Source organism: Terriglobus albidus, from assembly GCF_008000815.1.
In the GTDB taxonomy this organism is placed as follows: domain Bacteria; phylum Acidobacteriota; class Terriglobia; order Terriglobales; family Acidobacteriaceae; genus Terriglobus; species Terriglobus albidus_A.
Genome location: NZ_CP042806.1, coordinates 3,982,456 through 3,994,878 on the forward strand (window position 1 = coordinate 3,982,456; position 12,423 = coordinate 3,994,878).

General features: G+C 57.5%; 14 protein-coding genes. 8 read left to right on the forward strand and 6 right to left on the reverse strand.

Translation table 11 applies throughout. From position 1 onward, the window contains the following. Positions 1-297: 297 nt before the first annotated feature. The 5 genes from FTW19_RS15635 to FTW19_RS15655 all read right to left on the reverse strand — a co-directional run bounded on the left by FTW19_RS15635 (position 298) and on the right by FTW19_RS15655 (position 3,633). Positions 298-1,350: an IS110 family transposase gene (locus FTW19_RS15635; RefSeq protein ID WP_147647179.1), complete on the reverse strand. Its 1,053-nt coding sequence runs from the start codon at positions 1,348-1,350 to the stop codon at positions 298-300. A 400-nt stretch (positions 1,351-1,750) separates the two neighbouring features. After that, positions 1,751-2,170, reverse strand: coding sequence for an ATP synthase F0 subunit C (locus tag FTW19_RS15640; RefSeq protein ID WP_348641821.1), 420 nt, complete (start codon positions 2,168-2,170; stop codon positions 1,751-1,753). A 27-nt stretch (positions 2,171-2,197) separates the two neighbouring features. Next, the gene (atpB, locus tag FTW19_RS15645) at positions 2,198-2,929 is read right to left on the reverse strand and encodes a F0F1 ATP synthase subunit A (RefSeq protein ID WP_147648494.1); all 732 of its coding nucleotides are present in this window, start codon (positions 2,927-2,929) and stop codon (positions 2,198-2,200) included. A gap of 33 nt (positions 2,930-2,962) precedes the next feature. Further along, positions 2,963-3,388: an ATP synthase subunit I gene (locus FTW19_RS15650; RefSeq protein ID WP_246153334.1), complete on the reverse strand. Its 426-nt coding sequence runs from the start codon at positions 3,386-3,388 to the stop codon at positions 2,963-2,965. Beyond that, complete coding sequence (locus FTW19_RS15655) at positions 3,385-3,633, reverse strand: AtpZ/AtpI family protein (protein WP_147648495.1); 249 nt, start codon at positions 3,631-3,633, stop codon at positions 3,385-3,387. Before FTW19_RS15655 ends, FTW19_RS15650 begins: the two co-directional genes overlap by 4 nt. Positions 3,634-3,885: 252 nt before the next feature. Between FTW19_RS15655 and lysS the strand changes: the two genes are divergently transcribed. From lysS to FTW19_RS15685, 6 genes are all read left to right on the forward strand, one after another. Continuing rightward, positions 3,886-5,541 carry a lysine--tRNA ligase gene (gene lysS, locus FTW19_RS15660; protein WP_147648496.1) on the forward strand — a complete coding sequence of 552 codons (1,656 nt, stop codon included), beginning with the start codon at positions 3,886-3,888 and terminating at the stop codon, positions 5,539-5,541. A 127-nt stretch (positions 5,542-5,668) separates the two neighbouring features. Further along, positions 5,669-6,466: a TIGR00282 family metallophosphoesterase gene (locus FTW19_RS15665; protein ID WP_147648497.1), complete on the forward strand. Its 798-nt coding sequence runs from the start codon at positions 5,669-5,671 to the stop codon at positions 6,464-6,466. 214 nt (positions 6,467-6,680) lie between these two features. After that, positions 6,681-8,030 carry a TolC family protein gene (locus tag FTW19_RS15670; protein ID WP_187143002.1) on the forward strand — a complete coding sequence of 450 codons (1,350 nt, stop codon included), beginning with the start codon at positions 6,681-6,683 and terminating at the stop codon, positions 8,028-8,030. Between the two features lie 18 nt (positions 8,031-8,048). Next, the gene (locus FTW19_RS15675; RefSeq protein WP_147648499.1) at positions 8,049-8,366 is read left to right on the forward strand and encodes a hypothetical protein; all 318 of its coding nucleotides are present in this window, start codon (positions 8,049-8,051) and stop codon (positions 8,364-8,366) included. Between the two features lie 215 nt (positions 8,367-8,581). Beyond that, positions 8,582-10,060, forward strand: a complete 1,479-nt coding sequence (hpnJ, locus tag FTW19_RS15680) for a hopanoid biosynthesis associated radical SAM protein HpnJ (RefSeq protein ID WP_147648500.1) — start codon at positions 8,582-8,584, stop codon at positions 10,058-10,060. A 72-nt stretch (positions 10,061-10,132) separates the two neighbouring features. Further along, positions 10,133-10,549 (forward strand): EamA family transporter, encoded by a 417-nt coding sequence (locus FTW19_RS15685; RefSeq protein WP_147648501.1) that lies wholly within the window; start codon positions 10,133-10,135, stop codon positions 10,547-10,549. A 7-nt stretch (positions 10,550-10,556) separates the two neighbouring features. Here FTW19_RS15685 and FTW19_RS25835 read toward each other — a convergent pair whose 3' ends face one another. Beyond that, entirely contained in the window at positions 10,557-10,730 is a 174-nt protein-coding gene (locus FTW19_RS25835; RefSeq protein ID WP_187143003.1) for a hypothetical protein, read from the reverse strand. 170 nt (positions 10,731-10,900) lie between these two features. Here FTW19_RS25835 and FTW19_RS15690 point away from each other — a divergent pair, with 170 nt between their 5' ends. Then, positions 10,901-11,260: an EamA family transporter gene (locus tag FTW19_RS15690; RefSeq protein WP_246153335.1), complete on the forward strand. Its 360-nt coding sequence runs from the start codon at positions 10,901-10,903 to the stop codon at positions 11,258-11,260. Between the two features lie 122 nt (positions 11,261-11,382). After that, positions 11,383-12,390: a glycosyltransferase gene (locus tag FTW19_RS15695; protein ID WP_147648503.1), complete on the forward strand. Its 1,008-nt coding sequence runs from the start codon at positions 11,383-11,385 to the stop codon at positions 12,388-12,390. Positions 12,391-12,423: the final 33 nt, after the last annotated feature.

Here is a 12,423-nt window from a genome sequence, read left to right on the forward strand (position 1 = left end):
AGAACGCCGGTGACCAATGGTCACTGGCGTTTTTGTTTGTCCACTCACACTCTGGGTGCCCCTCGATAAGGAAGAAGACTGTGTCAAGGGGTAAAAAGAGCGTACGTCATTATTCGATGCGAGGGCACCGTTTGAGAGTCCAGAGGCAAGGGGTTAGAGGACCGGTGTCTTCTGGGGTAACTCAACGCTGCATCACATCTCTGTGGGGCCTAGCCCCACCAACCATCGATTCGACCGTATACAACAGGCCATGATGCTTCTATGCGGACATCCAGCCTGTGCTGGATGCGAAAGCGCTCACTCAACGTCACGACCATGGATGGCCAGGGGCACCCCCGAGCTGCTCTCGATATGGGCGATCTCTGGATAGCGTTTGTTCAGCCTGAGCATCCAGTAGAGTCGCACTGCTAACCTCCTTGCTGCCGCCACCTTGGCCACTGCTTTCGGCTTGTGGTGGCAGCGAGCCTGATACTGCTTTCGAAATCCCTCATCCAGCCGGCAGGCCGTCTGTGCTGCTTCCACCAGCAACTGGCGCATGAACCGGTTACCCTGCTTGCTGATGGCTCCCAGTTTCCGCTTGCCGCCCGAGGTGTATTCGCTGGGGATCAGGCCCAGATAGCTGGCGACCTTCCCGCTGTACTCGAACCGGCTCACATCGCCGATCGTCAGTACGAAGGCCATCGCCGTGATCGGGCCGACTCCCGGCTGGCTCATCAACAGCTCCGCCTTCGCATCCTCCCTGGCCGCTTGTACGACTGCCTCATCCAGCTCCTTGACCTGCCGGTCCAGACCCTTCATCAGTTCCAACAGATCCTCCCGTCGACGAGCACTCCAGCCCTCCAGGGGAAGCTTTTCCAACTCAGCCCTCCCCCGAACGCTCCACAGCCGCGACTGCTTCTGTACGCCACGGTTCATCGCCAGGTGCTGCAGCCCGTTCTTCACCCGGGTCCGGATCTCCACCAGCTTGTGTCGGTGGATCAGCAGCTGACGAAGATCCCGCTGCTTGGCTGAAGGCGTCCACAACCGCGGAAACCGGTCCTCCACCAGCAGCTTCAGGATATGGTCCGCATCCCGGCGGTCCGTCTTCTGCTTCCGTACATAGCTGGCTCGGATCTTCGCCGCATCTCCGACCCACACCGTGTGACCCAGACTGCTTAGAAGATCAATAAACCACTGCGCGTTGCCGCACGACTCGATCCCTACAAGCGCTCCTGGAGACAACGACCGGTAGAACCGCTCCGCCTCCCCATCACCGTTGACTAGCTTCGCTTCCCGGTACTCGCCAGTCTCCTGATCTAAAAATGAAACCTGCTGCCACTGCGGATGGAAATCACAACCTACAATCTGCATAAGAAGGCTTCTCCTGATCTTCCCGATAGGTCAGTCCTCTAACCCTTACCTATCTCGATCTTCGCTGAAGCCTTCTTCCTTATCCCATCAATATCTCGGCTCTGCCGAGATGTGGGATCATCGCGCTCTGCGCGATCCGTCTTCTACGAACGGTTCAAACTTGCCAAGCCTTATTTCGATATCTAGCTATCTAGATCTGTCATCCTGAGCGTAGCGAAGGACCTGCTTGTTAGCCAATCGCAATTGCGGTAGTCAGACTTCGAATACGGATCGAGCTTACGCTCGATACACCCACATAAGCTTCGCGTATGTGGGGCACCCACACATAGTGTGGGCGCTCAAAGCAAACGAAAGCCCTCGCCGAAGCGAGGGCTTTTTATGTTCATGTACTGCGAATCGCTTACTGAACCTTCAGGAAGATGATAACGAAGGTGAACAGGGCCAGGGACTCGATGAAGGCCAGGCCGAGGATCAGGAAGGTGAAGATGCCGGGGCGGGCACCAGGATTGCGGGCCAGCGCTTCGGCGGCAGAGGCAGTGGCCTTGCCCTGAGCCAGACCGCAGAGACCGGCGGCGAGGGCCATGCCCAGGCCGGCGGCGATGTAGAACAGGCCGCTCTTGCCGCCTTCGGCGGTTTGAGCGAACGCGGCAGGCGCCAGCAGAAGAGCGGCGGCCGTCATGAACAGATACTGAAGCTTACGCATTGGAGTTACTCCGTGCTTCCGGAATTCCGCCATCAGTGGGTGGTTGAGGTTCACCGTGCTGACCCCCTCACGCTCATAGCGGTGCTGCTCCGCATGCGATGGAAGCCGGTACCGCATGCGTCAAACTTGTCGTTCAGCCGGGGTCTAGTGCTCGTGCGAGACCGCGAGGCTGACATAAATCGTGGCCAGCAGCATGAAGACGTATGCCTGAATCACGGCAACGCCAAGGTGCAGGCCGAGGAAGACCAGCGGAATACCAATAGGCACCAGCGAGAAGAAGGCCATGGTCAGCAGGTCACCGGCGAACATGTTTGCGTACAAACGGACGGTGAGCGAGAGCACACGGGCGAGATGCGAAATCACCTCGATGAGGAACATCAAGGGTGCCAGCCACCAGACCGGCCCCAGGAACTGCTTGATGTATCCGAATCCATTCGCTTTGATGCCGTACCAGTGATAGTAGAAGAAGGTCAGAATCGCCAAACCCAGCGGCACGACCTTGTCAGCGGTCGGCGACTCGAGCCCTGGAACCAGCCCCATCAGATTCGAGAGCAGGATGAAGAGGAAGATGGCGGTCAGGTAGCCAGTGAACTTCTCATAGCCGTGGCCGATAATGCTCTCACCTTGTCCGGAGACGAACTCATGGGTCATCTCCGCCAGGTGCTGCGCTCCACCGGGAGTTTCCACGCTGAGCGTCAGGCGTACAGCGACAAAGTAGAGCAGCAGGATCAGCGCCACCAGAATCTCCATCGCAAACGCATTGGAGATCGGCGCGGCGGGATATTTCGGCGTGACGCCCACAGAATGCAGGATTCCGTTCGCCAGACCGCCAAAATGTGAATTCAGAATCTCGGTAAACAGCAACTGGTGAGGCATATCTTGGGGCAAATAACCTGTCTGAAGGACTTCCTAGACGGTCCAGACGCGGGCCAACCTGGCCCCCTCGAACGCCAGGGCGAAAACGCCCAGCCCGAGGCCGGCCGCCAGCGCGTAAACCGAACCATCCAGAAACTTAAGGCTAACATACAGAGCCACTAAAGTAAGCCCCAGGCGCATGAAAAAGCCCGCCAGAACCAAACCGAGTGACCGCCCTTTCTTCACGGTTTCACTGGCATCCATGCGGGCCATCACAGCCGTCATGAGGCGGAGCCACTCCCACAGGCCACTGGTGCTGATCACCGCGCCGACCAGCAGCAGAATGGCAGACCGCCATCCCCACTTCAGCCACACGCCCGCAGCACCCACTAGAGCCAGGATGGTAGCAAGCTTCATGGAGCGCAGGATCAGGCGGCGAAAGTCGTCGTCGGTATAACTGGCAGCGTCCGGCAGGTTCAATTGTTCCTCTTCATATAACGCGAAGCGACGGTGTAGATCTGGATGAAACCGCCGGCTGCACCCACCAGGATGCCTACGACCCCAATCCAGTGCGTCCCCAGCTTGGTGTCGATCCAATGGCCGAGCAGCCAGCCCACCAAACACCCGATCGGCAGCGCAAAAGCCAACTGGATAAAGGACTCAGCCTTAACCAGGTCGCCAAGGACGCCTTTTGGCTTGCCGGGAGTGCGATTTTCCTCGCTCATTGCGTGTCCTATTACACCACCACGGAAAAAATTCCGCACGGAAGCGCAACTTTCCCTTTACGGATTGGTCCTTGCGACTGTTGGCAGCACGGATCTGGCACGTTCTGCCAATGTTCCCAACCAGCAGTCCTCCCCCAGGGGACCGCATCCTCGCATGCGGTCCCCTTTGCTGTCCTAACGGAGACATTTTTCCTCGAAAAATTGGCGGATATACTTGAGTTTTCAAGTCCTTTTGAGAAGCGAGTATTTCTTTTGTTCGAATCAGAGTTTGAAGAAAAGCTGTATGGCGAGCGCATCGAGACGCTGAAGAAGATCGGCGAGCTCGGCCAGCCCCTGTATCCCAACACCTATCCGGTGACGCTGACCATCCCGGAGGCCCGAGCGAAGTTCAGCACGCTGTCCGCTGAAGATCTGGACGCGCAGAAGCCGCCTGTCGCCATAGCGGGACGCATCATGGCCATTCGCCTGCAGGGAAAGACCGGCTTTGCGGCGCTGCAGCAGAACGGCGAGCGCCTGCAGATCTACGTCCGCAAGGACGCGGTCAGCGAAGAACAGTTCGCGCTCTACAAGCTTCTTGATCTCGGCGATCACATCGGTGTGCAGGGTTACATCTTCCGCACCCGCACTGGCGAACTCACCATTCACGTCGAGTCGCTCAGTTTCCTGACCAAGGCTCTGCTGCCGCTCCCTGACAAGTTCTCCGGCCTGGCAGATATCGAGACCCGCTATCGCCGCCGCTACCTCGACCTCTTCACCGATACGGGAGACTTCGAGGAGATTTCTCCAGTTGAAGAAGGCGGCGCTCTTCAGCAAGGTCAGCGCCTGCGCGCCCCCTCACGTGAGGTCTTCTTCAAGCGCGCCAAGATACTGCGCGCCATTCGCAACTACTTCGACTCGCGTGGGTACATCGAGGTGGAGACCCCAATGATGCAGTCCATCGCGGGCGGCGCGGCGGCACGTCCGTTCCAGACGCATCACAATGCGCTCGACCTGGACCTCTATCTCCGCATCGCTCCGGAGCTCTATCTCAAGCGCCTTGTCGTCGGCGGCGTCGATCGCGTCTACGAGATCAATCGCAACTTCCGCAACGAAGGCATCAGCACCCAGCACAATCCCGAGTTCACGATGCTGGAGTTCTACCAGGCCTACGCGAACTACTGGGACCTGATGCAGATCACCGAAGAGCTGGTCACCTATGTCGCCAACGAGGTGAACGGAACCACCGTCGCACGCTTCCCGCTCCCTAAGGGCAAGCGTGCAGGACAGATGGTGGAGGTAGACCTCGCCAAGTGGCGGCGTCTATCAATGCGTGAGGCGATCATCACCTTCTGGCCTGAGGCCGCAGGCACGAAGCCATCGATGGACGCCTTTGGTTCGCACGACACCGTTGCCGGTCTCGTGCAGCAACTCCGCTCGGCCGGTATCGATCTTCCCTACGATGCGAAGGAGCCGCTCGGCAGAACCATTGCAACTGTCTTCGAGACCATTGCCGAAGAGCATCTGGTCGAGCCCACGATCATCTACGACTTCCCTCTCGCGGTATCGCCGCTCAGCAAAGTGAAGCCCGATGAACCGGAGTGGGTAGAGCGATTCGAGTTCTACATCGGCGGCTTCGAAGTCGGTAATGCCTTCAGCGAGCTGAACGACCCCGAAGACCAGCGCCGCCGCTTCGAGATGCAGCTTGAGGAGAAGGCTCGCGGCGATGAAGAAGCTCACGCCATGGACGAAGACTATGTCCGCGCCCTGGCCTATGGTCTGCCTCCGACCGGCGGTGAAGGCATCGGCATCGATCGCCTGACCATGCTTCTGACCGGCTCGCGCTCGATCCGTGATGTCATCCTCTTCCCGTTGCTTCGTCCGCAACAGAAACAGGCGGAGAAGCAGGAGCATGGGGAGTCTGCGGAATAACCTTCATTTCTTCGTTCTCTGCATTGAGCCCGGTTTCGACTGGGCTCAATGCTTTTACGCACGATTCAAATCGTTCTTTCGATCGATCGTTGGCCAACACGGCTTCCTTCCAACTATCCTTAAGCGTGTGAATATCCTTTTTGTCGGCGATATCTTCGGCTCGGCCGGTCGCCGTATTGTTACCGAACATCTGCCTCACGTCCTTGAGACACACACCGTCGACCTCCTGATCGTGAATGGTGAAAACGCCGCCGGAGGCTTCGGCATTACTCCCGCCCTCGCCGAAGACATCTTCGACATGGGCGCCCATGTCATCACCACGGGCAACCACTTCTGGGACAAAAAAGAGATCCTCGAGTACGTCGCCTCCGTCCCGTCCTACTCGCATGACCGCGCGCGGCGGATCATCCGTCCCGCGAACTTCTCGCCCGCAACGCCAGGGTTCGGCGTCTACGAAGGCACACTTCCTGACGGCCAGACCTATGCCGTCATCAACCTGCAGGGGCGGGTCTTCATGCAGCAGAACGACGATCCTTTCCGCAAAGCCGACACGCTGCTTCGCGACATTAAAGCGAAGGTCATTTTTGTTGACTTCCATGCCGAAGCAACCAGCGAAAAGGTCGCCATGGGCTGGTATCTGGACGGCCGGGTGACAGCCATTCTGGGCACACATACGCATATCCCAACGGCCGATGAGCGCATCCTTCCGGGCGGTACGGCCTATCAGACAGACGTGGGCATGTCCGGCCCCTACGATTCCGTGATCGGAGTCCAGACAGAGCTTGTCCTGAACCGTTTCCTCACCGGCGCACCGGGGAAGTTTGAGGCGGCCAAGGGCAATCCCAAGATGTGCGCCACCCTGATCCGTTGCGACGGAGCGACGGGCCGGGCCAACGGCATCCAACGCATCATGCTGGGGGAGTAGGAGCATTTCCCTGTAGGTCTAGAGTAGGGCTACCGCATCTATGGGCGTTTTCCGCAATGAAAACGCCGCTGCACTTCTTTTTCGGGCTACCCAGCAACAGGGAAACTGCTCTAAACAACTCGCATCGCACCGGCATCAGAAAGAATCTAAACGGTTGACGCTCACCTGTACGATGGAACACAGGTCACATAAGGGTTCTGAAGGATTCTCAGTTTTGAGGCTTGTACGCTCTGTCATTTGCTTTCCTGTTGTTCTGGCTGCCGCCCTGGCAGCTCCGGCGGCGCACGCCCAGATCTCATTCAGCTCCGCCATCGACCTCGCCCTTCGCAATAGCCCTAAGGTCAAGATGGCCGAGGCCGATGTCGCCAAATCGACAGCGGTACTCTCCGAATCAAGGGATGTCTTTATTCCGTCGCTCAGCGCGGGCTCAGGTCTCGGCTACTCCTACGGCTTCCCTGTCGGCCAGCCGACGCTCTATAGCTTCACAGTGCAATCGTTGGTCTTCGACCAGTCGCAAAAGAACTACATCCGGGCTGCGCGGATGGGGCTTGAAGCTGCCAATTACGCCCTCGCGGATGCACGTCAGGCGGTCGCAGAAGACACCGCACTCACCTATCTTGCCCTTGATCACGATCTGCAACGCCTGGACGGATTGCAGCAGCAGCTGGCCTCCGCTTCCCGGCTGACGGAGATTACCCAGGCCAGGCTCGATGCAAACCAGGACAGCAGGATCGACTTCACCAAATCCCGCCTTACCGCAGCTCAGGTACGGCTCGCACGTCTGCATACCGAAAGCGATACGAACTTTCAGCGGCAGCATCTGGCGAATCTGACCGGACTTCCGCCAGAAGGCCTGAGTACGATTCACGACAGCATTCCACAGCCGCCTGCTCCGGTTGCGGAGACACCGGCGGTGACCAATATTCCCGCAATCCAGGCCGCATACGCCAGCGCGCAGTCGAAGTTCCAGGTGGCCTTCGGTGACTCGCGCAAGATGTATCGTCCGCAGATTGCGTTCGCGGCCCAGTACAACCGCTATGCGGAGTTCAACAACTATCAGGACTACTACCGGAACTTCCAGAGAAATAACTTCTCCTTCGGTATTCAGTTGAACTGGCCCATCTTCAATGCCAATCTCCGCGCCAAAGCGAGAGAGTCCGTCGCGGACGCCGTGCGAGCGCAATACGACGCAGACCGCGTCAAGAAAGAGTTTCTGGAGGGCCGTGCGAAGGCCGTAAACGCGCTGCCGGAACTCGCCGTACGCACCGAGATTGCCACGCTGGACCGGGACCTGGCGCAACAGCAACTGGAAGCGGTGCAGATTCAGCTCAACCAGGGTTCGGGAAATCCGAACGCTCCGCAGCCAACTCCGAAAGATGAGCAGAACGCACGCATTCAGGAGCGCCAGAAATTTCTGGATCTACTGGATGCTGACCTCGCGCTTCGTCAGACGCAGATCAGCGCCTTGCGCGTTACCGGTCAACTGGAACAGTGGTTAAAGAGCTCTGTCCGGCTGGACAATACGCTGCCGCAAGCTCCGTCAGCGGCAACCTCAAAGCCCTGATTCGCACTCTTACCAGGAATGCGTAAGGTATTTCCGCTCATCATCCTGCTATTGGTAGGAGGGGTGATCTACGGTGTGTATCACGACCGCCGTCTGGATGCTCGTCTGAACCAGGTCTTTCCGCAGGAACCGGAATCCATCGTCAAGGAAGCCATGGGCACTCCGAGCGCGATTAGCAGCCCTTGTTCTGCCTATGGAACGACCGTCACCCTTGGCGACTGCGACCATGTCCTGGTCTATCGCTCCTTCTTCTATTCCCTGCATCCGAAGTTCTGGCTCGTATTTGTGGACGCTAAGGGGCTGACCACGGCCACCTCCCGGCAAAACCTTCCTTAAAAGCGTTTTCCCTGTGGGTGTAATGTGGGCGTTCCGCATCTATGGGCGTTTTCCGCAAGAAAACGCCGCTGCGCGCCCTTCCGGGATCCCCAGCAACAGGGAAAATACTTTAAATAGCGGTACCTGCATAGGTTCCATTCGGAGCTTCTGAGACGCCCTGCCCCGGTTCCGGGGAAGTTTCCCCAGGCCCGAATGGTAAAATCAGGGGTACTACCATGCCGCTGAAAACGCTGTTTCTTAACCCGCCTTCGTTTGAGAATTTTGACGGCGGAGCCAGCTCCCGCTGGCCCGCTACCCGCGAAATCGAGTCGTACTGGTATCCCGTGTGGCTTGCGTATCCGGCTGGAATGCTTGAGGGTTCGCGTCTGCTGGATGCCCCTCCGCACCACATCTCCGCAGACGAGACGATCGAGATCGCCAAGGGTTACGAGTTCCTGGTGCTGTTCACCTCGACCGTAGGCTGGGCCGGCGACCACGCATTGGCACAGGCCATCAAGAACGCCAACCCCAGCATTAAGATCGCCTTCGTCGGACCGCCGGTCACCACTGACCCGGATCGCGCCCTGAACGAGTGCTCGGTGATCGACTTTGTCTGCCGCCGCGAGTTTGACTTCTCTGTCGTCGAGTTTGCGCAGGGCAAGCCGTTGCACGAGATCCTCGGCATCAGTTATCGCAATGCCGACGGCACCATTCAGCATAATCCTGACCGTCCACAGGTCGAGAACCTCGACCAGATGCCCTGGGCGACTCAGATCTACAAGCGCGATATGGACGTGACGAAGTACAACGTCCCCTTCCTGCTGCATCCCTACATCGCGCTCTACTCCACCCGCGGATGCCCGGCGCAGTGCACCTACTGCCTGTGGCCGCAGACCCTCTCCGGCCATGCCTGGCGTAAGCGCTCGACCGACGACGTCGCCGCCGAGATGAAGTGGGCCAAGGAGAACTTCCCCGACGTCAAGGAGTTCTTCTTCGACGACGATACCTTCAATATTCAGAAGGCGCGCACCATCGAGCTGTGCGGCAAGCTGAAGCCGCTCGGCATCACATGGTCCTGCACTTCGCGCGTGACCACCGACCGCGACACGCTGAAGGCCATGAAAGAAGCCGGCTGCCGCCTGCTGATCGTGGGCTTCGAATCCGGCGATCCGCAGATCCTGAAGAACATCAAGAAGGGCGCTACCGTCGAGCGCGCCCGCGACTTCGTGAAGGACTGCCACGATCTCGGCCTGGTCATCCACGCCGACTTCATCCTCGGCCTTCCGGGCGAGACCAAGGAGTCGATCCGTAACACGATCAACTTCGCCAAGACGCTGGACTGCGAAACCATCCAGGTCTCCATCGCACACGCCTACCCCGGCACCGAGTTCTACGACTACGCCAAGAAGAACGGCTTCATCACCAACGAGGTTATGTCGGACGATAGCGGCCACCAGATGGCGCACATCGAGTACCCCGGTCTGCCGACCGAGTACGTCCTCGAGATGGTGCACCGCTTCTATGACGAGTACTACTTCCGTCCGAAGGCGGCTTTCCGCGTGATCTGGAAGGCGATCGTCAACCGCGACGTTCCTCGTCTGTACCAGGAGGCCAAGGCCTTCCTGAAGCTGCGTTCGCAGCGCAACAAGGTCGTGAAACAGAAGAAGGCGGAGAATGCGATGAAGCAGCAGGAATCCGTCAGCATGAACGCGTAGTACCAATACAGGCTGTACAACATGAGGCGGGGCTTTGGCCCCGCCTCATGCTTGCCGAAGAAAGATGAACGGATGAGCTCCACGCATCACACACTGACTCCGCAACGCTGGCTGATCCTGATGTGCGTCATGGTCGGAGCGGCGGTCGGCGATTTCCTGCTGGCGCGAGGGATGCAGCAGGTCGGCGCCGTCGATCTGCATCACCTGGGAACGCTGTTTACCGCAATCGGCAATCCCTGGGTCATCTGCGGCATTCTGGTCCTGCTGGGCTTCATGGCATGCAACATCACAGCGCTGAGCTGGGCAGACGTCAGCTTTGTCTATCCGGCAACAGCCTTCGGCAACGTAATCATTGCTCTGCTCTCAAAGTTTTTTCTGCACGAAGATATCTCCAAGTCGCGCTGGCTGGGGATCTCGCTGATCGTTGTCGGTGTCGGATTTGTGGCGCAGGGCCCCTCAAGGACAGAACATGCCGAGGAGACACCATGATCCATCCTCAGGCAACATCTTTGAAGGTCTGCGGATGCTCTTCCTCTTGTTGTCCTTCGCCGCCGTTCTGAAGAAACTCTTCGACTGCGCTCCGGGGTGCTTCAGCGTCCCGCAGCAGAATGGAGCTCGGCTTGCTAAATAGCACGGATAGCTGCTGTAAGGTAAGAAATGGAGTGACCATTGCGCCCTCACCTCTTCGGCAGCCTCAATAGGCTGCTGACATAGCCTCTGACGACCCTGGAGTGTCCTCTGGTTTTCTCGCTGCTTTCAATTCCTTCCATCTCCGCCGGATCCCACTATCTCCGCCAGCGTGTGACCGCGCATCTTCCAGCTGTCTCACTGCACGCATGGGTGACGATATGGACCGTGGTCGTCTTTGCTACGGCTGGTGACATCCTCATCGCTGGCGCTATGCGCCGGTTGGGGGATCTCGATGAGATTCGCGCAAAATCGGGCCTCGGCGGAGCGATTAAAGCAGTTGTCACTAGTCCGTTTCTGGTGGCCGGCATCGGCTGTATGGCGGTCAGCTTCTTCGCCCTTCTCTATGCGCTCTCAGTTGCCGATCTTTCGCTGATTGCTCCGGCAACCGCCTCTCTTACCTATATCGCGACCTCGGTTTCAGCCCGCATCTTCCTGAAAGAACAGGTAGATAAGCGCCGCTGGATTGCCGCATTGTTTGTCGGGGCCGGTGTTCTTCTATTGGAACGATAGGTAACCAACTTGGGGCAGTCGCTCTGTTACTCTGTATCTAAGATCTCTTTCAAAACCAAAATCATAAAAAATCTAGTAGCATCATGCTTTCGTTGTGATTCTACGGGCTTAAGGTAGATAAGATGTCGTTGGTCAATGCTGAGAAGTGCGATGGCGAACAGGTGGGCATTGATCGTACGCAGATCGCTGTCATTATTCCTACCTGTAATGCGGAAAAAAACTGGGACCGCCTTATCTTTGGTTTGCACCTTCAAAAACTTCTGCCGCATCAGATCACGATCGTCGATTCTTCCTCTGAAGACCGTACCTGTGAATTAGCTCTTCGTGAGGGCTTCCAGCTTATTCGAATCGATAGAGCGAATTTCAACCACGGCGGCACACGCCAGATGGCTCTCCACCATGTTCACTGGGCATCTTTGGTTGTGTATATGACTCAAGATGCAGTGCTCGCAAATGAAGAAGCTATCGATCAACTGATAGCGCCGTTCTTGGATCCAAAGATTGGATTGTCATACGGCCGCCAATTGCCGCGACCAGGTGCAGGGCCGTTTGAAGCCCACGCTCGTTTGTTCAATTACCCAGGCGTCAGTCAGGTAAGAACTTTTGAAAGCCGCAGGCAGTTCGGCATCAAAGCAGCCTTTTCCTCGAATAGCTTTGCTGCTTATCGCGTAGAAGCCCTCCAGTCAGTAGGCGGCTTTCCCAGCGACGTCATCATCGCGGAAGATTCTGTCGTCGCCGCTAAGATGCTTATGTCTGGATGGAAGACGGTATACCAGGCTGATGCTCAGGTATATCATTCGCACTCCTACAGTCCGATTGAGGAGTTCCGACGCTACTTTGACATAGGCGTGTGCCATCACCGCGAAAGCTGGATGCGTGAGACTTTCGGTAAAGCAGACGGAGAAGGTCTACGGTTTCTACGCTCAGAGATTTCGTACCTATGGCCAAACAGATTCTATTTGTTACCAGAAGTCTTCGTGCGATCGACAGCCAAGATACTTGGATACAAACTCGGGCTCATGGAGGAGAAGCTCCCTTCGAGTCTGTCCCGTAAGCTATCGTTCTTTCCTGATTTCTGGAAAGATCCTGTCCGTTCTAAATCCTCCATGAGAAGACATGCGTCTTCCTGAACGCATAGGGTACGGGGATGAACCATTCCAAAT

Excerpts from the sequence above, each read along its gene's own strand:
- FTW19_RS15685 (WP_147648501.1), top strand. The coding sequence starts at position 10,133 with ATGAGCTCCACGCATCACACACTGACTCCGCAACGCTGGCTGATCCTG.
- FTW19_RS15640 (WP_348641821.1), bottom strand. The coding sequence starts at position 2,170 with ATGCGGTACCGGCTTCCATCGCATGCGGAGCAGCACCGCTATGAGCGT.
- FTW19_RS15635 (WP_147647179.1), bottom strand. The coding sequence starts at position 1,350 with ATGCAGATTGTAGGTTGTGATTTCCATCCGCAGTGGCAGCAGGTTTCA.
- FTW19_RS15655 (WP_147648495.1), bottom strand. The coding sequence starts at position 3,633 with ATGAGCGAGGAAAATCGCACTCCCGGCAAGCCAAAAGGCGTCCTTGGC.
- FTW19_RS15695 (WP_147648503.1), top strand. The coding sequence starts at position 11,383 with ATGTCGTTGGTCAATGCTGAGAAGTGCGATGGCGAACAGGTGGGCATT.
- hpnJ (WP_147648500.1), top strand. The coding sequence starts at position 8,582 with ATGCCGCTGAAAACGCTGTTTCTTAACCCGCCTTCGTTTGAGAATTTT.
- atpB (WP_147648494.1), bottom strand. The coding sequence starts at position 2,929 with ATGCCTCACCAGTTGCTGTTTACCGAGATTCTGAATTCACATTTTGGC.
- FTW19_RS15675 (WP_147648499.1), top strand. The coding sequence starts at position 8,049 with ATGCGTAAGGTATTTCCGCTCATCATCCTGCTATTGGTAGGAGGGGTG.
- FTW19_RS25835 (WP_187143003.1), bottom strand. The coding sequence starts at position 10,730 with ATGGTCACTCCATTTCTTACCTTACAGCAGCTATCCGTGCTATTTAGC.